We start from the raw sequence: 18060 nt of genomic DNA on the forward strand, positions 1-18060 counted from the left end.
GTGCGGCATGACGCTTGAACTATCCCGCCTCCATCGTCGTTTCGCCGGCTTCCAGGCCTTGGACGATGTGAGCCTGAGCATCGCGCCGGGCGAATTTCTCGCCTTGCTCGGGCCGTCCGGCTCGGGCAAGACCACGCTGCTGCGCATCCTCGCGGGACTGGACTATCCCGACAGCGGCAGCGTGCTCAACGACGGCGAGAACTTTCTGGCCCAGCCAGCCCGCGAGCGGCGGATCGGCATGGTGTTCCAGCACTACGCGCTGTTCCGTCACCTCACGGTGATCGAGAACATCGCCTTTGGCCTGCGGGTGCGGCCGTGGCGGTCGCGTCCGTCGCGTGGCGAGATTCGCGCGCGGGTGGATCGCCTGCTGCGGCGCGTGCAACTGGAAGGGTTGGGCAAGCGGTTTCCGGCCCAGCTCTCGGGCGGCCAGCGGCAACGCGTGGCGCTGGCCCGCGCGCTGGCGGTGGAGCCGGACATGCTGCTGCTGGACGAACCGTTCGGTGCGCTCGACGCACAAGTGCGGGTGACCTTGCGCCGCTGGTTGCGCCAGCTGCACGAGGAACTCGAACTCACCACCGTGTTCGTCACGCATGACCAGGAAGAAGCGCTGGAACTGGCCGACCGCGTGGCCGTGATGAACCAGGGGCGCATCGAACAGGTCGGCACGCCCGAGGTCATCTATCAGCAGCCGGCGACGCCGTTCGTCTGCGAGTTCATCGGCAAGGTGAACCGGTTCAACGTGAAGCGCGGCAGCCAGGGTTTTGCGGCGGGTGCATGGACGCCGGAGTTCGATCCCTGGCAGGGACGTTTCAGCGAAGCGATCGTGTATGTGCGGCCGGAGCAGTTGCGCCTGGCGGCGCCGGCTTCGCAGCCCGCCTGGGAGGCACGCCTGCGCCATATCTACCTGGCCGGCAGCGTGGCGCATCTGGACCTTCACGTCGCCTCGCTCGATCTCTCGCTGGAAGCGGATATCGCCAGCGAAGACCTTTCGCGGCTCGGCCTGCAGGCGGGCATGGAATTACGCGTGGCACCGCGTGGCGCGATCCTGTTCCCGCTGGATCGCGACGGCCGGCCGCTCAGCGCGGAACGCTGGATCTGGCAGGCACGCAGTCCGGTTCCCGCGTGACGCCTTGCTCAGTGTGAGCCGGACGGACGATCCAGCACGGCGGTCGGCGACGCGGGTTTGAACGCTACCGCAGGGCCCGGCGTGACGTGCTTGCGCCACTGGGCGAGCTGCGCGGCGATGCCTGCACCCACGTTCATCTGCGGCTCCGATGGGGTCAGCTTGTCCTTTGCTTCCCACTGGGCGATTTCAGCGGAAGCCTGGCGGAAGGCTTCCATGAAGTCCGGCGTGTGGTTGAGTCCATCGACCAGCCAGGCGCGTCCGAAGTAGGTGATATCGGAATCCGAGCCACAGCCGAACGAGCTGCGATCCGCCCGTGCCGCCGTGATGACCAGCGTGCCCGCGCCTTGCAGCGGCGGTACGAAGCCGCCGGAATAGCAGGCATTGACCACCACCACCTTCCACTTGAACGGGCGCTTGTTGAGGATGTCGGACAGATCCGTGGCGCCGATCTGGTCCAGCGGCAACGGGTCCATGTCCACCAGCAGGTTGTGGTCCTCGTCGCCGTGCGTGGTGAGGTAGAGCAGCAGGATGTCTTCGTCCGGCTTCATCAGGTTGGCGAGGCCGTCGAGGGTGGCTTCCAGGTTGCTCCACGAGGCCAGCGGATGTTTGTCCAGCGAGCCGGGATTGTTCTCCAGCACCATCACGTGCGTGTCGGCACCGAAGCGCTGCGGGAACATTTTCGCGGCGTACTCGGCTTCGTTGCGGAACACGTCTTCGCCGCCGTCGCCACCAAACGCCACGACATAGAGGTTGGGGCGCCCGGACGTGCGCGGGCCGAGTTCGGCCAGCGCCTTCTGCACCATCGTGCGCTGCGAATACATCACCTGCTCGGGCGAGGGCGCCTGCTGCGGCCAGTTGTCGCTCGCCGAGTTGTCGTCGTCAGTGCCGGCGACGCTTGCGCTGCTGGCCGGTGCCGGCGCGATAGCCGTTGCCGCGACCTGGTGGCCCGTCTCCGCAGCTGGCGGGCTGGTCGCATGGCGCGATAGCCCGAGCATGAGCAGTACGCCGGCTGCGAAGGCGAGCAGGGCGATCAAGGCAGTACGCATGGCGGGAGCCCGGGGGTCAGAGAACGATGTCGTCGAACGAGCGATACGCGGGATGGCGCGGAGCGTCGGGCATCTCCAGCGGCTCGCGCAACAGCCAGCCCGTGCGCAAGCCGGCGTCGCGGGCGGCGTCGAGTTCTTCCACGATGTCGGAGAGGAACAGGATGTGCGCCGGCTGCTCGCCGATGGCTTCGGCAATCAGCTCGTAGGAGCGGCGCTCGCGCTTGGGACCGGTCTCGGTGTCGAAGTAGCCCGAGAACATCGGGGTCAGGTCGCCCGCGTCGCTGTAACGGAAGAACAGCTTCTGCGCCGGCACCGAGCCGGAGGAATACACGTACAGGTGCAGGCCATCGGCGCGCCAGGCGTGCAGCGCGGCCGACACTTCCGGATAAACGTGCGCCTGGTAGTCGCCGCCCTCGTAGCCTTCCTGCCAGATCATGCCCTGCAGCGCCTTGAGCGCGGTGGACTTGCGGTCTTCGCGGATCCAGTGCAGCAGCAGCTCGATCACTTCCTGGCGCGGGGCCTCGACGATGCCTTCCTCTTTGGCCGCCTCGTGCAGCCAGTGCTGCACCTCGGGCTTGTCGCCATGCGTCTCGATGAAGGCGGGCAGCCGCTTATAGGCGTACGGAAAAAGTACGTCCTTGACGAAGCTGATCGAGCTGGTGGTGCCTTCGATATCGGTGACGATGGTGCGGATGACGGTCATGCGGGAAAGCCGGAATACAGGGGCTACCAGCTTACCGGGCGCCGGCTCCCCCGGCGAGCGCCGGCCTTTCGCGGCATGACGCCGTTCACCCGTGCGGCCGGGACCGGCCGCTACGGCGCCGTCAGGCGACGGTCGCCGATTCGTGCGGCGTCATGCGGGGGAACTGCTGGGCGATATCCTCGCCGGTGAACTGTGCCACCCAGCCTTCCTTGTTGGTGAACAGGCGAATGGCCACGAAGTAGGGCGATTCGCTCATGTCGAACCAGTGGCGGGTGCCGTCCGGCACGCCGATCAGGTCGCCTTGCTCGCACAATATGTCGTACACCTTGCCGTTCACGTGCAGGGTGAACTGGCCGGCACCGGCGACGAAGAAACGCACCTCGTCCTCGCTGTGGGTGTGCTCGCTGAGGAACTTCTGCCGCAGCGTGGCGCGGTCCGGATGGTCCGGCTTGAGGCTGATCACGTCGACCGCCTGGTAGCCCTGTTCGGCCATCAGGCGATCGATGTCGCTGCGATAGGCGGCGATCACTTCGTCCTGGCTGGCGCCGGGCGCGATCGGCTGGTTCGCTTCCCACTGCTCGAAGCGCACGCCGATCTTCGACAGCTCGTGCGAGATGTCCGCGTGCTCGTTGTGCACCGAGAGCGGCGTCTGGGGTTGGGTATCGCTGAAAATGCGCAGGCGGCTCATGCGGATAGGCTCCTCAGGTCGAGTTCGCAGGCGAGCAGGAATTCCAGCGCCTCCAGGTGGCGGCGCGTCTCGGCCATGTCGCGGCCCCAGGTGTAGATGCCGTGGCCGTTGATCAGATAGGCGTGCAGCGGGCGCCCGCTGTCCAGCCATGCCTCGACCTGGGCGACCAGTTCCGGCATGTGCTGGGTATTGGGAAACACCGGGATCGACAGTTCGGCGTCGTGCGTGGTCTGGCCGGCGATGGCCTTCTGCAGCTCCCAGCCTTCCAGCTTCACCACGCCTTCGCGGGCGAACAGGCGCGAGGCCACGCTCTGCGTGCGCGAATGCGTGTGCAGCACCACGTTGATCTCGGGGAAGCGGCGGTAGACCTGCGTGTGCAGGTCGGTTTCGGCGCTGGGGCGCGCGCTGGTGCCCACCGCCTTGCCCTGCATGTCGATCAGCATGATGTCGTCGCGACCGAGCTTGCCCTTGTCGCGCCCCGAGATGGTGATCGCGGCGTGCTCGCCATCGACGCGCATCGAGAAATTGCTGCTGGTGGCGGGCGTCCAGCCGGCGGCCGCAAGTTCGCGCGCGGCATCGGCGATGGCGTCGGAACGCTCGGCGAACAGCGCGGGCGAAATGCTTTCGGGAAGAACCTGGCTCATGATGTATGGACGTCCAAATGAGTTGACACTATACCACGCGGATTTCTCTCACATGCCGAAAATGCGATCCATTCTCACGACTTATCGCGGGCGCTAGTAGCATGGCCGGAGGTTCGTCGCGGGTGTGGCGAATATGAATGTTTCAAGACGGAGGTTGGACCCATGTCGCATGAGAAAGATATCGAATCGCGTCGCCGTTTTCTCAAGGCAGCAGCCGGGACGGCGGTGGCCGCTGCCATGATCGGCAGTTTGCCGCGCGTATCGCGTGCTGCCGATTTGCCGCACCTGGCTGATTCCGATCCGACCGCCAAGGCGCTCGGTTACGTCGAAGACGCCAACAAGTCGACCGATGCGAAGCGCAAGGCCGGCGACGTGTGTTCCAACTGCCAATTCTATTCCGGTGCGCCGACGGGTTACGGTCCGTGCCAGCTGTTCCCCGGCAAGGCCGTGAACGCGAAGGGCTGGTGCGTGTCGCACGCGCCCAAGAAAGCCTGATCGTTGCACGCATCGCGTGATGGAAAGCCGGCCTCGATGCCGGCTTTTCTTTTGCCCATGACGCCATCGTCACGCACGCGATCACGCGCGATGCGTCGGTGTTTGCGTGCACATGGAGAGAAACTCGAACCGAAGAACTCGGTGAGAGAGAAGATGCTGCCCAGACGCGTCAGGCCGAGGAGCTGACCCGCCTGACGCGCCGGGCGGCAATCCGGGGCCCACTGCCAAGTGATCAACCCACGGAGGACAAATGATACTCCTGGCGGGGCATTTTGGGACCGGCGAGCCCGAAAATTTTCTTGAAAAAGTCTCGTTAAAACGTTTAAAAACAAGTACTTGCTGAATTATTAAAGACCAGGCCTCACGAATGATCGCCCGGGAAGGAGGATTCCTTCCCCAGGCGTGTGGTGTGGCTTTTTGCATTTTCGGCGACGTTGGCGGCAGATCGCCGCCAAGTCCCCAAAGCCTTCAGGATTGGCTGCGAAGGCGGCTGTGGCGGATGCCGTAACCGAAGTAGATGGCCAGGCCGATCACGGTCCATATGATCATCAACAGCCAATTGAACCAGGCCATGGCGCCCAGCAGTGCCAGGCAGCTGAGCACGCCGGCCGGGCAGATCACCCAGGCCCACGGCACGCGGAAGCCGCGATGCAGCTCCGGCGCCGTATAGCGCAGGATCAACACGCCCGCGCAGACCGCCACGAAGGCGATCAGCGTGCCCATCGAGGTGAGGTCGGCGAGCAGGTCCAACGGGAACACCGCGGCGAGAATGGCAATGCCGATGCCGGTGATCACCGTGTTGATGTGCGGCGTGCGGTGCTTGGGATGGATGCGGTTGAACACCGGCGGCAGCAGGCCGTCGCGCGACATGATCATGAAGATGCGCGGCTGCGCGATGATCATCACCAGGATCACCGACGACAGGCCGATCATCGCGCCGATTTCCACCACCCAGCGCAACCAGATCAGCTGCGGGTGGTTCTTGATGGCGGTGACCACCGGTTCGCTGGTGCCCAGCTCGGTATAGGGAATCAGGCCGGTCAGCACGGCCGCCATGGCCAGATACAGGATCGTGCAGATCACCAGCGAGACCAGCGTGCCGAACGGCAGGTCGCGCTGCGGGTTCTTGCATTCCTGCGCCGCCGTGGAGGTGGCCTCGAAACCGATATAGGCGAAGAACACCATCGCCGCGCCGCGCATGATGCCGGACCAGCCGTATTTGCCCGGCGCCTCGTTGGCGGGAATGAACGGATGCCAGTTGGCCGGATCGACGTAGCGGTAACCGGCCACCACCACCACGATGATCAGGCCGACCTTGAGCGCCACCATCAACACGTTGAGGCCCGCCGACTCGCGGATGCCGACGTAGCACAGCCAGGTCAGCGCCAGCACGATCGCCACGGCGGGCAGGTTCATCATGTGCCCGGTGGTGACCAGGTGCCCATCGGTGAAGGCCAGCGGCGCTTCAGTCAGCGAGACGGGCAGATGGATGCCGACCTGATCGAGCATGCTGGTGAAATAGCCGGTCCAACTGGCGGCGACGGCGGACGCGGAGATGCCGTATTCCAGCACCATGTTCCAGCCGATGAACCAGGCCAGCAGTTCGCCCAGCGTGGCGTACGCATAGGAATAGGAACTGCCCGAGACCGGGATCAGCGTGGCGAATTCGGCGTAGCACAACGCAGTGAAGCCACTGCACAGCGCCGCGATCATGAAGGAGAGCAGGACCGCCGGACCGGCATGTTCGGCGGCGGCCTGGCCGGTAACCACGAAGATGCCGGTGCCGATGACCGCGCCGATACCCAGCGCGGTGATGCCCCAGGGGCCGAGCGTACGGCGCAGGGTAGGGCCGTGGGACGCGTCGTCCGCGTCGGAGAAATCGGTTTTACGTGCGAATAGCTGTTTGAGCATGCGACGGCCTGGTGCAACGGGAGGCGCGGAAATCAAAACGAAGGGCCGGCGCTCGGCCGGCCCTTCGTGTCGGATCAGGAGTTGTGCTTGCGCAGTTTGCTATGGGAATACCCATAGAGGAAATAGATCAGCATGCCGATGGCGGTCCAGCCCAGCATGAGCGGCCAGTTGGCGCGGAACGACTGCCAGAACAGATACAGGCAGATCACCGCGCCAAGAATGCTCACCACCCAGATGCCCGGCACGCGGAACGAGCGCGGCAGGTCGGGGCGGGTATAGCGCAGGATCAGCACGCCGATGCACACGGTGGTGAAGGCCAGCAAGGTGCCCATCGACACCAGCTCGCCCAGGATGCTCACCGGGAACAGGCCGGCAAGCACCAGCGCGGCGACGCCGGCGATGATCGTGGCCACGTGCGGCGTGCGGTGCTTGGCGTGCACACCGGACATGCCCTTGGGCAGCAGGCCATCCTTCGCCATGCTGAAGAAGATGCGCGAGGTGCCCAACAACATCACCAGGATCACCGACGACAGGCCTGCCAGCGCACCGAAGGAAACGATGGCCTTCAGCCAGGTCAGCTGCGGATAGAGATTCAGTGCCGTGGCCATCGGCTCGGGCGTGCCCAGCAGGTGGTACGGCGCGATGCCGGTGAGCGTCAGCGCCATCGCGATGTACAGCACGGTGCAGATCGCCAGCGAGCCGAGAATGCCGATCGGCATGTCGCGCTGCGGGTTCTTCGCTTCGCCCGCGGCAGTGGACACGGCGTCGAAGCCCACGTAGGAGAAGAACACCAGCACGGCGGCGCGGAAGATGCCGCTGGTACCGAAACGGCCCGGCGCCTCTTCCTTCGGGATGAACGGATGCCAGTTGGCTGGATCGATGTAGCGGAACGCGAAGATCAGGAACAGCGCAATCACCAGCACCTTGATCGCCACGATCACCGAGTTGACGAAGGTCGACTGGGTGATGCCCACGTAGCACAACCAGGTGAGCCCGGCGACGATCAGTACCGCCGGCAGATTGATCAGCGCGCCGGTCGTCACGATCTGGTGCGTGTCGGTGTACTTCAGCGGCGCCGTCGACAGATAGTCGGGCAGGGTCAGCGCCATCCCGGTCCAATGGCCGAGGATGGAAAGACACTCGTTGAAATAACCCGACCAGCTGGCGGCCACCGTGGCAACCGCGAACAGGTATTCGAGCACCAGGTTCCAACCGATGAACCAGGCGACGATCTCGCCCAGCGTGGCGTAGGAATAGGCGTAGGCGCTGCCCGAGACCGGGATCATCGCGGCGAATTCGGCGTAGCACAGGCCGGCAAACGCGCAGGCGATGCCGGCGACGATGAAGCTGATGACCAGGGCAGGGCCGGCGTGCTCGGCGGCGGCCTGGCCGGTGATGACGAAGATGCCGGCGCCGATCACTGCGCCGATGCCGAGCATCACCAGGTGGCGCGCGGTCAGCACGCGCTTGAGGCTGGTTTCGCCTTGCAGGCCGTCGTGGGGCAGTTCGCCCGCGTCAACGTGTGGCGACGCTTCGATCGGATGCGTCGCGAACAGGTTTTTCAGCATGTTTCTCCCCTACCGCCGGATTTTTCGTTTCTTATGAAAAAAGTGCGACACCGTGACTTTCGCCATGGCCTTCTACGCCGCTTCCCCTGCGACGACACGGAACCATAGCCCAGCGGGGCTTGGGGGGACAAGCTGCACTGCGGGCGGCCCGGAAACCACGGCCGGGCCGCGCCAGTCTCGGCCGCGTCTGAAATAATGCGGCCCCTCGCGCCGCAGCGCGCGAGCTGTTTTCGACTGTCAGGGATCGCCGATGAGCGAATTGCTTGCCCAGTTTCAGCATTACCGCCAGCAGTGGCCCGATGAGCACGACACCACGCATTTCGAGGCATTCCTGGAAGAGGGCCCGCGGGTGTTCCTGCGCGCGGCGCTGGAAGGGCATTTCACCGGATCGGCCTGGCTGGTCAGCGCGGACGGCGAGCGCGTGTTGTTGACCCATCACCGCAAACTGCAGCGCTGGCTGCAGCTGGGCGGTCATGCGGACGGCGACATGGAGCTGTCGCGCGTCGCCTTGCGCGAGGCGGAAGAAGAGTCCGGCCTCACCGGCCTGAGCGTGGACGCCGAACCGTTCGATCTGGATCGCCATCGCATTCCTGCGCGCGGTCATGAGCCCGAGCACTGGCACTACGATGTGCGTTACGTGGTGCGCGCGGGATCGAACGAGGCGTTCGAGATCAACGAGGAATCGCTGGCGCTCGCGTGGCGTTCCATTCGGGAGATCGCCGACGATCCGGGCAGCGACGCATCGCTGCGGCGCATGGCAGTCAAGTGGCTGCGGCGCAGCCCCCGCTGAAATGATTCAGGCGTACTTGGCGGGCGCTGGGTTCAAGTGCCCGCACTCGACGCAGGTACGCGCGTCGATCGAGCGGTAGAACCGTTCGAATACCGGCGGAAAGTCGCGCTCGATGCTGTCGAGGGTGAAGTACTCCTCGTACAGCTTGTGATTGCAGCGCTCGCAATACCACATCAAGCCGTCTTTCTCGCCGGCCAGGCGGCGGCGCTCGATCACCAGCCCGATGGAGTCGGGCATCCGTTGCGGCGAATGCGGCACGCAGGGCGGCAGATAGAACATCTGGCCGGCACGGATGGGAATGTCGCGCGCCGCGCCTTCATCCTGCACCTTCAGCACCATCTCGCCTTCGAGCTGGTAGAAGAATTCCGGGCCTTCGTCGTAATGGAAATCGGTGCGCGAATTCGGGCCGCCCACGATCATCACGATGAAGTCGCCATCGACGATGCACTTGTTGCCCACCGGCGGCTTCAGCAAATGCCGATGCTCGTCGATCCAGCGCTGCAGGTCGATGGGAGGCGTGAGGGCCATGGGGACTCCGGCTCAAGAGAGGTTGAAGATAGCGCCGGTGGCATGGGTTGGGAAAGGGTGTCTCTTGGTGTAGCTGCGCGGGCGACGCGCACCAAAGTAAAACACCCTTGTGGGAGCGCACTTGTGCGCGACAAACCGACTGAGCGATACACCCAGGCGTGGCTGTCGCGCACAAGTGCGCTCCAACAGAAAAGCGCAGACGTTCCCGCGAGCACCCGCCCCTCACCCCGGCGGGGAGAGGGAGCAAGAAGACTCAAACCTCGAGCGTCGCCAGATCGCCCTTTTCCTCGAGCCACGCCTTGCGGTCGCTGGCGCGCTTCTTGGCCAGCAACATATCCATCAGCTTGGTCGTGCCATCGTCGCCGTCCACGGTGAGCTGCACCAGGCGGCGTGTATCCGGATGGATGGTGGACTCGCGCAACTGCGGCGGATTCATCTCGCCCAGGCCCTTGAAGCGGGTAGTGTTCACCTGGCCCTTCATCTTCTCGCGCTGCACGCGTTCGAGCATCGCGTTCTTCTCGTTCTCGTCCAGGCAATAGAACACCTGCTTGCCCACGTCGACGCGGAACAGCGGCGGCATGGCGACGAACACATGGCCCTCGCGCACCAGCGACGGGAAGTGGCGCAGGAACAGTGCGCTCAGCAGGGTCGCGATATGCAGGCCGTCGGAGTCCGCGTCGGCGAGGATGATCACCTTGCCGTAGCGCAGACCGGAGAGATCGTCCTTGCCCGGATCGCAACCGATCGCCACGGCGAGGTTGTGCACTTCTTCCGAAGCCAGCACAGAGCCCGATTCCACTTCCCAGGTATTCAGGATCTTGCCGCGCAGCGGAAGGATCGCCTGGAATTCCTTGTCGCGCGCCTGCTTGGCACTGCCGCCGGCCGAATCACCCTCGACCAGGAACAGCTCGGTGCGGGTGAGGTCGGTGGCGGTGCAGTCAGCAAGTTTGCCGGGCAGGGCGGGACCCTGGGTGATCTTCTTGCGGACGACTTGCTTGGCGGCCTTCAGGCGGGCGCTGGCGCGCTCGATGGCAAGCTGCGCGATGCGTTCGCCCAGATCCACATGCTGGTTGAGCCACAGGCTGAAAGCATCGTGGATGACGTTCTCGACCATGCCCGCGGCGTTGCGCGAGGACAGGCGCTCCTTGGTCTGGCCGGCGAACTGCGGATCCTGCAGCTTGGTCGACAGCACGAAGGCGAGGCGTTCCCACACGTCTTCCGGCGCCAGCTTCACGCCGCGCGGGAGCAGGTTGCGGATGTCGCAGAATTCGCGGATCGCATTGGTGAGGCCCGAGCGCAGGCCGTTCACGTGCGTGCCGCCTTGCGCGGTGGGAATCAGGTTGACGTAGCTTTCCTGCACCAGCTCGCCTTCCGGCAGCCAGGCGAGGGCGACGTCGAGGCCGTCCGCCTCGCGCTGGATGTGGTGCACGAACAATTCGGCGGGAATCGCTTCGGCGCCGTCCAGCTCGTCGCGCAGGTAATCGCGCAGGCCGTCCTCGTAGTACCACTCATTGACTTCGCCGGTGGCCTCGTCGGTGAGCTTCACGCTCAGGCCTGCGCACAGCACCGCCTTGGCGCGCAGCAGGTGGCGCAACTTCGACAGCGAGATCTTCGGCGAGTCGAAGTATTTCGGGTCGGCCCAGAAGCGCACGGTGGTGCCGGTCTTCTTCTTCGGCACCGAGCCGATGATGTCGAGATCGCTGGCGCGGTCGCCGTTCTCGAACGCCATGCGGTATTCGTTGCCGTCGCGGCGGATGGTGACTTCCACGCGGTTGGAAAGTGCATTCACCACCGACACGCCCACGCCGTGCAGGCCACCGGAGAAGTTGTAGTTCTTGCCGGAGAATTTGCCGCCCGCGTGCAGGCGGGTGAGGATCAGCTCGACACCCGGCACGCCTTCTTCCGGATGGATATCCACCGGCATGCCGCGGCCGTCGTCGCTCACTTCCACCGAGCCGTCGGTATGGACGATCACGTCCAGCGTCTTGGCGTGGCCGGAGATGGCCTCGTCCACCGAGTTGTCGATGACTTCCTGCGCCAGGTGGTTCGGGCGCGAGGTGTCGGTATACATGCCCGGGCGGCGCTTGACGGGGTCAAGGCCAGAGAGGACTTCAATGTCGGCGGCGTTGTAGCGACTGCTCATGGGGTGCGGGGTCGATGCTCGGGTAAGCGGAGGAGGATGGCTGGGGCGGCGGGAAGGGTCAAGATCGGGCTGCGAAAGCGCCTCCTGCTTAGCTCGTCATCCCGGCGCAGGCCGGGATCCAGTAGCGATCCCGCAGAGTTTTCGTCCAAAGCCAGCCTGTGTATGGTTTCGCCGAAACCATGTACTGACGCCACTGGATCCCGGCCTGCGCCGGGATGACGGGCAAGACCTAAAGCGGGGCGCAGTGCCGTTCCAGCCAGGCCAGGTCCGCATCCTCCAGCAGGGGCGCCAGGGCAGCGCGTACGGTGGCGTGGTAGTCGTCCAGCCAGGCCCGTTCCTCGGGATTGAGCAGGCCCGGCTCGAGGGCGCGGCGATCGAACGGGCACAGGGTGAGCGTCTCGAACGCGTAGAACTCGCCGAATTCGGTCTTGTCCGCCTCGATCACCACCGCCAGGTTCTCGTGGCGGATGCCGTGCCGGCCGGGCTTGTACAGGCCGGGCTCGATCGAGGTGATCATGCCCGGGTCCAGCGGCACCAGTGTGGCGCCCGACGCGGGCGGGCGGATGCCGTGCGGGCCTTCGTGCACATTGAGGAAATAACCCACGCCATGGCCGGTGCCGTGGCCATAGTCCATGCCGCTCGCCCACAGCGGAGCGCGCGCCAGTGCATCCAGCTGAGGACCGCTGGCGCCCTTGGGGAAACGGGCGCGGCTGAGTGCGATCAGGCCCTTCATCACCAGGGTGGCGTCGCGGCGTTGCTCGGCGGTGGTTTCGCCCAGCGCGAGCACGCGGGTGATGTCGGTGGTGCCGCCCAGGTACTGGCCGCCGGAATCGACCAGCAGCAGACCCTGCGCCTTCAGCGTGCTGTGCGCTTCGGGCGTGGCGCGGTAATGCGGCAGCGCGCCGTTGGCCATGTAGCCGGCGATGGTCGAGAAACTCTCGCCCACGAAGTTCGGTTGCGCGGCACGCGCTTCGCGCAGCAGGGCATCCACATCGAGTTCGGTTTGCGCCATGCCGGCGGTGACGCGTTCCTCCAGCCGGCGGAACGCGCGCACCAGCGCGGCGCCGTCGCAGCGCATGACGTCGCGGACGTGTTCCAGCTCCGCTTCTGTCTTGCGCGCCTTGAACAGGGTCGTGGGGTTGGCCGCCTCGATCACCGTCGTGCTGGCAGGAACGGCGGCTGCCACGGCGACCACCACGCGGTTGCCATCCAGCAGCAGCCGGTCCTGCGCGCCCAGTTCGGAAAGCGCATCGGTCACGGTGGCGTAGTCGGCAATGCGGATCTGATCGGCGGCCAGCGCCTGCACCAGCGCATCGCTGAGCTTGCCCCGGTCCACGAACAGGGTGGCGTGTCCCTCCGCCTGCACCAGCAGATGCGCGAGGAACACCGGATTGCATTCCACATCGCTGCCGCGCAGGTTGGTCAGCCACGCAATATCGTCGAGGCTGGACAGCAGATGATGCGTCGCGCCCTGTTTGCGCATGGCAGTACGCAGGCGAGCGAATTTGTCGCCGCGCGGCTGGGTCGCGTAGCGGGCGGGATGCTCGACGATGGGCGCGCCGGGCAGGGCGGGGCGGTCCGGCCAGATCAGCGCGGGCAGGTCCAGATCGGTGCGCAGGCGTGCGCCGATACGCTCCAGGCGCCGTCCCAGTTGCCGCGAGGCGGCGAGCGGAAAGCTGTCGCCGGCCACCGCCAGCGTCTGGCCTTCGCCCAGTTGGTCCAGTATCCAGTCGATATGTTCCGGCGCGTGGGCCACGCGCTGTTTCATCAGCTCGACGCCGCTACCCGCCAGCTCATGCGCGGCCTGGGCGAAATAGCGGCTGTCGGTCCATAGGCCGGCGTGCTTGGCCGTGACGACCAGCGTGCCGGCCGATCCGGTAAAGCCGGACATCCATTGGCGAGCCTGCCAATGCGCGGGCAGGTACTCGGACAGGTGCGGGTCGGCGCTGGGAATCAGGCAGGCGGCGATGCCGTTTTGCTGCATTGCTTGCCGAAGGGCAGTCAGTTTCGCGGGCGTGGTCTGGTCCATCGGCGCATGGTAGCAGGGGGCGCCGCAAGCCCGGTTTTTCCCCGCTTTTCGACCAAGGTCGACGCACGAATGCGGGTGCGCGCGCTTGCTTTTTCAAGTCAAGTGGTCGCGACCGCATGCGCAAAATGTTGCATGTGCGGCATTGTGTCTCTAGGAGGCGAAAACGCTCGGACAAATCGCTAACATGCCGCCCGTCCCCACGCTGTACCCCAGGTAGTCAGTGAACATGCAAGCCCTCTTTTCGCGCCTGCGCTATGCAGGCGTTGGCGCCGCTGTGTTGCTCAGCGGTTGCAATCTGGAAGTCCTCACGCCCAAGGGCGACATCGGTGCCCACGAGAAATCCCTGATCCTGATCGCGCTGGGCCTGATGGCCATCGTGGCGATTCCGGTGATCGCGATGACGCTGTGGTTCCCCTGGCGCTACCGCAAGGCCAACAAGAAGGCTACCTACGCGCCGACCTGGTCGCACTCGAGCAAGATCGAAGTGGTGGTGTGGACCATCCCCGCGATCATCGTGGCCATCCTCGCCGTGATCACCTGGACGAGCTCGCATGCGCTCGATCCGTACAAGCCGCTGGAGTCCGAAGCCAAGCCGGTGACGGTGCAGGTCGTGTCGATGGACTGGAAGTGGCTGTTCGTCTATCCGGAATACGGCGTGGCCTCGGTCAACGAGCTGGCCTTCCCGGTCGATCGCCCGGTCAATTTCCAGATCACCTCCGATTCGGTGATGAACGCCTTCTTCATCCCGCAGCTGGGCAGCCAGGTCTATGCGATGGCGGGCATGGAAACCAAGCTGCACCTGATCGCCCGCGAGCCGGGTGCGTACGACGGCCTGTCGACCAACTTCAGTGGCGAAGGCTTCTCGGACATGCACTTCAAGGCCATCGCCACCTCGGAAGACGGCTTCAAGGACTGGATCGCCAAGGCCAAGGCCACTCAGGCCACGCTCGACGCCGACAGCTACAAGACGCTGGCCAAGCCCAGCGAGAAGACGCCGGTTGCCTACTACGGCAACGTCAGCAACGGCTTGTTCTCCAGCGTGCTCAACCAGCACATGGACGGCATGTCGCATGACGCGGGCACGCACGAAGCGATGTCGATGGACATGCATCACGACGCGCCGGAAGAAAGCATGCAGATGGACATGCGCGAACACCAGGACGGGGGCGCAGTGTCCTCGAACATCACCCCGGCCAAGGCAGAGAAGTAAGCCATGTTTGGAAAGCTCACCCTTGACGCGATTCCCTATCACGAACCGATCGTGATGGTGACGCTCGCCGCCGTCCTCCTTGGCGGCCTGGCGATGCTCGCGGCTCTTACCAAGTTCCGTCTGTGGGGTTACCTGTGGAAGGAGTGGTTCACCTCGGTGGACCACAAGAAGATCGGCATCATGTACATCATCGTGGCGCTGGTCATGCTGCTGCGCGGTTTTGCCGATGCGCTGATGATGCGTTTGCAGCAGGCGACGGCCGCGGCCGATTCGGCCGGCTACCTGCCGCCACACCACTTCGATCAGGTGTTCACCGCCCACGGCGTGATCATGATCTTCTTCGTGGCGATGCCGCTGATCACCGGCCTGATGAACATGGTCGTGCCGCTGCAGATCGGCGCGCGCGACGTGGCGTATCCGTTCCTGAACTCGCTCAGCTTCTGGCTGTTCCTGTCGGGCGTGTTCCTGGTGATGGTGTCGCTGTTCGTCGGCGACTTCGCCGCGACCGGCTGGCTGGCGTATCCGCCGTTGTCGGGGCTTGATTACAGTCCAACGGTCGGCGTGGATTACTACATCTGGGCGCTGCAGCTATCGGGCCTGGGCACGACGCTGAGCGGCATCAACTTCATCGTGACCATCATGAAGATGCGCACGCCCGGCATGACGCTGATGAAGATGCCGGTGTTCACCTGGACGGCGCTGGTCACCAATATCCTGATCGTCGCGGCGTTCCCGATCCTCACGGTGACGCTGGCGCTGCTCACGGCCGACCGTTACCTGGGCATGCACTTCTTCACCAACGATCTTGGCGGCAACGCCATGATGTACGTGAACCTGATCTGGATCTGGGGCCACCCCGAGGTCTACATCCTGGTGCTGCCGTGCTTTGGCGCGTACTCGGAAATCGTCGCCACGTTCTCCAAGAAGCCGCTGTTCGGTTACAAGTCGATGGTCTATGCGACTTCGGCGATCGGTGTGCTGTCGTTCCTGGTGTGGCTGCACCACTTCTTCACCATGGGTTCGGGCGCGAACGTCAATGCTTTCTTCGGCATCATGACGATGATCATCTCGGTGCCTACCGGCGCGAAGCTGTTCAACTGGTTGTTCACCATGTACCGCGGCCGCGTCGAAATGACCGTGCCGATGCTGTGGACGATCGGCTTCATGGTCACCTTCGTGGTGGGCGGCGTCACCGGCGTGCTGATGGCGGTGCCGGGTGCGGACTTCGTCCTGCACAACAGCGTGTTCCTGATCGCGCACTTCCATAACGTGATCATCGGCGGCGTGGTGTTCGGCTGCCTGGCGGCGATCAACTACTGGTTCCCCAAGGCGTTCGGCTTCCGCTTGAACGAGGCCTGGGGCAAGGCGTCGTTCTGGTGCTGGCTGGTGGGTTTCTACGTGGCCTTCGTGCCGCTGTACATCCTCGGCCTGAAGGGCATGACCCGTCGCATGAACCACTATGCGAACCCCGATTGGCAGCCTTACCTGATCGTGGCCGCCATCGGCGCGGCGATCATCGCGGCCGGCATCTTCTGCATCCTGATGCAGTTCTACGTCAGCGTGCGCGACCGCAAGAAGCTCACCGATCCCAGCGGCGACCCATGGGGTGGCCGCACCCTGGAATGGTCGATCAGCTCGCCCGCACCGTTCTACAACTTTGCAACGCTGCCCCAGGTCCGTGAACTGGACCAGTTCTGGGAAGACAAACAAAACGGAGTCGCCTACGTGCAACCTGCCAAGTACGAAGACATTCACATGCCCCGCAACACCGGCGTCGGTGTGGTCATGGGCGCGTTCGGTACGGTCCTGGGTTTTGCCCTGGTGTGGCACATCTGGTGGATGGCGGCGGTCGGCCTGCTCGGCATGATTGCGTCCTTCATCGTGCGCGCCTACGACCGCGACGTCGATTACTGGGTGCCGGCGGCCGAAGTGGAGCGCATCGAGCGTTCGCGTCACGCCCAGCTCAAGCAGTTCCAGACCACGCAGGTGGCTCCGGTGGCGGCGCCGCAGCGTCAGAAGGTGGCGTAAGTCATGAGCAGTCCCGCAGTAAGCGCCACCCACGGCGCGCTCGACGGCATCTCCCACGGGGGAGATGCCCATCACCACGACGATGGATCCAAGACCCTGCTGGGGTTCTGGATCTATCTGATGAGCGACTGCCTGATCTTCTCGGGCCTGTTCGCCACCTTCGCCGTGCTGGGCAACGCCACCGCCGGCGGTCCCAGCGGCAAGGAGCTGTTCGAGCTGCCGTACGTGCTCGGCGAGACCATGCTGCTGCTGATCTCGTCGGTCACCTTCGGCATGGCCATGCTCGCCATGCATGCCGGCAAGAAGAATGCGCTGCTGGCCTGGCTGGCGGTGACCTTCGTGTTCGGCGCCGGCTTCATCGGCATGGAAGTGCATGAGTTCGCCAAGCTGATCGCGGACGGCGCCGGCCCGAGCCGCAGCGCGTTCCTGTCCAGCTACTTCACCCTGGTCGGCACCCACGGTCTGCACGTGACCTGCGGCCTGATCTGGCTGGTGGTGATGATGGACCAGATGCGCCGCTACGGCCTGACCGACGCGACCCGTCGCCGTCTGTCCTGCCTGAGCCTGTTCTGGCACTTCCTGGACATCGTCTGGATCTGCGTGTTCACCTTCGTCTACCTGCGGGGGGCCATCTGATGTCCGACTATCATTCGTCCCACGATGCGGCCCATCACGACGCCGCCCATGGCAGCACCAAGTCCTACCTGGTCGGCTTCGTGCTGTCGGTGGTGCTGACCCTGGCCTCGTTTGGCGTGGTCATGAGCGGCAAGGTCCCGCACGACTTGATGATGCCCGGCATCATCGTGTTCGGCGTGGCCCAGCTGATCGTGCAGCTGGTCTACTTCCTGCACATGGGCACCTCGCCCTCGCAGCGCGGCAACCTCGCCATCATGCTGTTCACCCTGCTGATCCTGGCCATCGTGGTGGTCGGCTCGCTGTGGGTGCTGCACAACATGAATGTGAACATGATGCATCCGACGTCGCAGATGGTGCCGGTGGAGTAGGGCTGGCTCGTTTCTGCGTGATGACGAAGGCGCCCTCGGGCGCCTTTGTTGTTTTTAGGCCGTCATTCCGGCGCAGGCCGGAATCCAGTAGCGGCAAGGCCCGGTCTTAGCCTGCCGCCGCCACTGCTGTCGCTAAAACCGCGCCGT

Annotated in this window: 16 protein-coding genes; 7 read left to right on the forward strand and 9 right to left on the reverse strand. The window is 64.7% G+C overall.

What is annotated here, in order from left to right:
* Positions 1-7 precede the first annotated feature (7 nt).
* Positions 8-1126: a sulfate/molybdate ABC transporter ATP-binding protein gene (locus tag ISP20_RS08450; protein ID WP_204635602.1), complete on the forward strand. Its 1119-nt coding sequence runs from the start codon at positions 8-10 to the stop codon at positions 1124-1126.
* 8 nt (positions 1127-1134) lie between these two features.
* Here the strand turns inward: ISP20_RS08450 and ISP20_RS08455 are convergent, their stop codons facing one another.
* From ISP20_RS08455 to ISP20_RS08470, 4 genes are all read right to left on the reverse strand, one after another.
* Positions 1135-2172 carry a C13 family peptidase gene (locus ISP20_RS08455; RefSeq protein ID WP_204635603.1) on the reverse strand — a complete coding sequence of 346 codons (1038 nt, stop codon included), beginning with the start codon at positions 2170-2172 and terminating at the stop codon, positions 1135-1137.
* Between the two features lie 16 nt (positions 2173-2188).
* Positions 2189-2875 carry an acireductone synthase gene (gene mtnC / locus ISP20_RS08460; RefSeq protein WP_204635604.1) on the reverse strand — a complete coding sequence of 229 codons (687 nt, stop codon included), beginning with the start codon at positions 2873-2875 and terminating at the stop codon, positions 2189-2191.
* A gap of 121 nt (positions 2876-2996) precedes the next feature.
* On the reverse strand, positions 2997-3563 hold the full coding sequence (locus ISP20_RS08465) for a 1,2-dihydroxy-3-keto-5-methylthiopentene dioxygenase (protein ID WP_204635605.1): 567 nt from the start codon (positions 3561-3563) through the stop codon (positions 2997-2999).
* The gene (locus ISP20_RS08470) at positions 3560-4207 is read right to left on the reverse strand and encodes a methylthioribulose 1-phosphate dehydratase (RefSeq protein WP_204635606.1); all 648 of its coding nucleotides are present in this window, start codon (positions 4205-4207) and stop codon (positions 3560-3562) included. The genes ISP20_RS08465 and ISP20_RS08470 overlap by 4 nt, the downstream gene beginning before the upstream one ends.
* A 162-nt stretch (positions 4208-4369) precedes the next feature.
* Here ISP20_RS08470 and ISP20_RS08475 point away from each other — a divergent pair, with 162 nt between their 5' ends.
* Positions 4370-4702, forward strand: coding sequence for a high-potential iron-sulfur protein (locus tag ISP20_RS08475; protein ID WP_204635607.1), 333 nt, complete (start codon positions 4370-4372; stop codon positions 4700-4702).
* 468 nt (positions 4703-5170) lie between these two features.
* Here the strand turns inward: ISP20_RS08475 and ISP20_RS08480 are convergent, their stop codons facing one another.
* Together ISP20_RS08480 and ISP20_RS08485 are read right to left on the reverse strand one after the other, a co-directional pair.
* Positions 5171-6613, reverse strand: a complete 1443-nt coding sequence (locus tag ISP20_RS08480) for an amino acid permease (RefSeq protein WP_204635608.1) — start codon at positions 6611-6613, stop codon at positions 5171-5173.
* Positions 6614-6687: 74 nt separating this feature from the next.
* Entirely contained in the window at positions 6688-8181 is a 1494-nt protein-coding gene (locus ISP20_RS08485) for an APC family permease (protein ID WP_204635609.1), read from the reverse strand.
* Between the two features lie 250 nt (positions 8182-8431).
* On the opposite strand from ISP20_RS08485, the gene ISP20_RS08490 reads away from it, so the two are divergent.
* Complete coding sequence (locus ISP20_RS08490; RefSeq protein WP_204635610.1) at positions 8432-8971, forward strand: NUDIX hydrolase; 540 nt, start codon at positions 8432-8434, stop codon at positions 8969-8971.
* Positions 8972-8977: 6 nt separating this feature from the next.
* On the opposite strand, the gene ISP20_RS08495 is transcribed toward ISP20_RS08490, so the two are convergent.
* The 3 genes from ISP20_RS08495 to ISP20_RS08505 form a co-directional block, all read right to left on the reverse strand.
* A complete protein-coding gene (locus tag ISP20_RS08495) occupies positions 8978-9499 on the reverse strand; it encodes a 3-hydroxyanthranilate 3,4-dioxygenase (protein WP_204635611.1) in 522 nt (173 codons plus the stop codon).
* Positions 9500-9752: 253 nt separating this feature from the next.
* Positions 9753-11642 (reverse strand): DNA topoisomerase IV subunit B, encoded by a 1890-nt coding sequence (parE, locus tag ISP20_RS08500; RefSeq protein ID WP_204635612.1) that lies wholly within the window; start codon positions 11640-11642, stop codon positions 9753-9755.
* Between the two features lie 229 nt (positions 11643-11871).
* Positions 11872-13671 (reverse strand): aminopeptidase P family protein, encoded by a 1800-nt coding sequence (locus ISP20_RS08505; protein ID WP_204635613.1) that lies wholly within the window; start codon positions 13669-13671, stop codon positions 11872-11874.
* A 226-nt stretch (positions 13672-13897) separates the two neighbouring features.
* Here ISP20_RS08505 and cyoA point away from each other — a divergent pair, with 226 nt between their 5' ends.
* From cyoA to cyoD, 4 genes are read left to right on the forward strand one after another with little or no spacing between them, the layout of a single operon-like run.
* On the forward strand, positions 13898-14881 hold the full coding sequence (gene cyoA, locus ISP20_RS08510) for a ubiquinol oxidase subunit II (RefSeq protein WP_204635614.1): 984 nt from the start codon (positions 13898-13900) through the stop codon (positions 14879-14881).
* A gap of 3 nt (positions 14882-14884) precedes the next feature.
* A complete protein-coding gene (cyoB, locus tag ISP20_RS08515; protein WP_204635615.1) occupies positions 14885-16909 on the forward strand; it encodes a cytochrome o ubiquinol oxidase subunit I in 2025 nt (674 codons plus the stop codon).
* Positions 16910-16912: 3 nt separating this feature from the next.
* On the forward strand, positions 16913-17545 hold the full coding sequence (gene cyoC / locus ISP20_RS08520; protein ID WP_204635616.1) for a cytochrome o ubiquinol oxidase subunit III: 633 nt from the start codon (positions 16913-16915) through the stop codon (positions 17543-17545).
* A complete protein-coding gene (gene cyoD, locus ISP20_RS08525; RefSeq protein WP_204635617.1) occupies positions 17545-17913 on the forward strand; it encodes a cytochrome o ubiquinol oxidase subunit IV in 369 nt (122 codons plus the stop codon). Before cyoC ends, cyoD begins: the two co-directional genes overlap by 1 nt.
* Positions 17914-18060: the final 147 nt, after the last annotated feature.

This window comes from Dyella kyungheensis, from assembly GCF_016905005.1.
In the GTDB taxonomy this organism is placed as follows: Bacteria; Pseudomonadota; Gammaproteobacteria; order Xanthomonadales; family Rhodanobacteraceae; genus Dyella; species Dyella kyungheensis.

What these genes read in the sequence shown, in the direction of transcription:
- ISP20_RS08455 (WP_204635603.1), bottom strand. Translation starts at nt 2,172, where the DNA reads ATGCGTACTGCCTTGATCGCCCTGCTCGCCTTCGCAGCCGGCGTACTG.
- cyoD (WP_204635617.1), top strand. Translation starts at nt 17,545, where the DNA reads ATGTCCGACTATCATTCGTCCCACGATGCGGCCCATCACGACGCCGCC.
- cyoC (WP_204635616.1), top strand. Translation starts at nt 16,913, where the DNA reads ATGAGCAGTCCCGCAGTAAGCGCCACCCACGGCGCGCTCGACGGCATC.
- ISP20_RS08475 (WP_204635607.1), top strand. Translation starts at nt 4,370, where the DNA reads ATGTCGCATGAGAAAGATATCGAATCGCGTCGCCGTTTTCTCAAGGCA.
- mtnC (WP_204635604.1), bottom strand. Translation starts at nt 2,875, where the DNA reads ATGACCGTCATCCGCACCATCGTCACCGATATCGAAGGCACCACCAGC.
- ISP20_RS08485 (WP_204635609.1), bottom strand. Translation starts at nt 8,181, where the DNA reads ATGCTGAAAAACCTGTTCGCGACGCATCCGATCGAAGCGTCGCCACAC.
- ISP20_RS08450 (WP_204635602.1), top strand. Translation starts at nt 8, where the DNA reads ATGACGCTTGAACTATCCCGCCTCCATCGTCGTTTCGCCGGCTTCCAG.
- ISP20_RS08465 (WP_204635605.1), bottom strand. Translation starts at nt 3,563, where the DNA reads ATGAGCCGCCTGCGCATTTTCAGCGATACCCAACCCCAGACGCCGCTC.
- cyoA (WP_204635614.1), top strand. Translation starts at nt 13,898, where the DNA reads ATGCAAGCCCTCTTTTCGCGCCTGCGCTATGCAGGCGTTGGCGCCGCT.
- ISP20_RS08495 (WP_204635611.1), bottom strand. Translation starts at nt 9,499, where the DNA reads ATGGCCCTCACGCCTCCCATCGACCTGCAGCGCTGGATCGACGAGCAT.
- ISP20_RS08480 (WP_204635608.1), bottom strand. Translation starts at nt 6,613, where the DNA reads ATGCTCAAACAGCTATTCGCACGTAAAACCGATTTCTCCGACGCGGAC.
- ISP20_RS08505 (WP_204635613.1), bottom strand. Translation starts at nt 13,671, where the DNA reads ATGGACCAGACCACGCCCGCGAAACTGACTGCCCTTCGGCAAGCAATG.
- cyoB (WP_204635615.1), top strand. Translation starts at nt 14,885, where the DNA reads ATGTTTGGAAAGCTCACCCTTGACGCGATTCCCTATCACGAACCGATC.
- parE (WP_204635612.1), bottom strand. Translation starts at nt 11,642, where the DNA reads ATGAGCAGTCGCTACAACGCCGCCGACATTGAAGTCCTCTCTGGCCTT.
- ISP20_RS08470 (WP_204635606.1), bottom strand. Translation starts at nt 4,207, where the DNA reads ATGAGCCAGGTTCTTCCCGAAAGCATTTCGCCCGCGCTGTTCGCCGAG.
- ISP20_RS08490 (WP_204635610.1), top strand. Translation starts at nt 8,432, where the DNA reads ATGAGCGAATTGCTTGCCCAGTTTCAGCATTACCGCCAGCAGTGGCCC.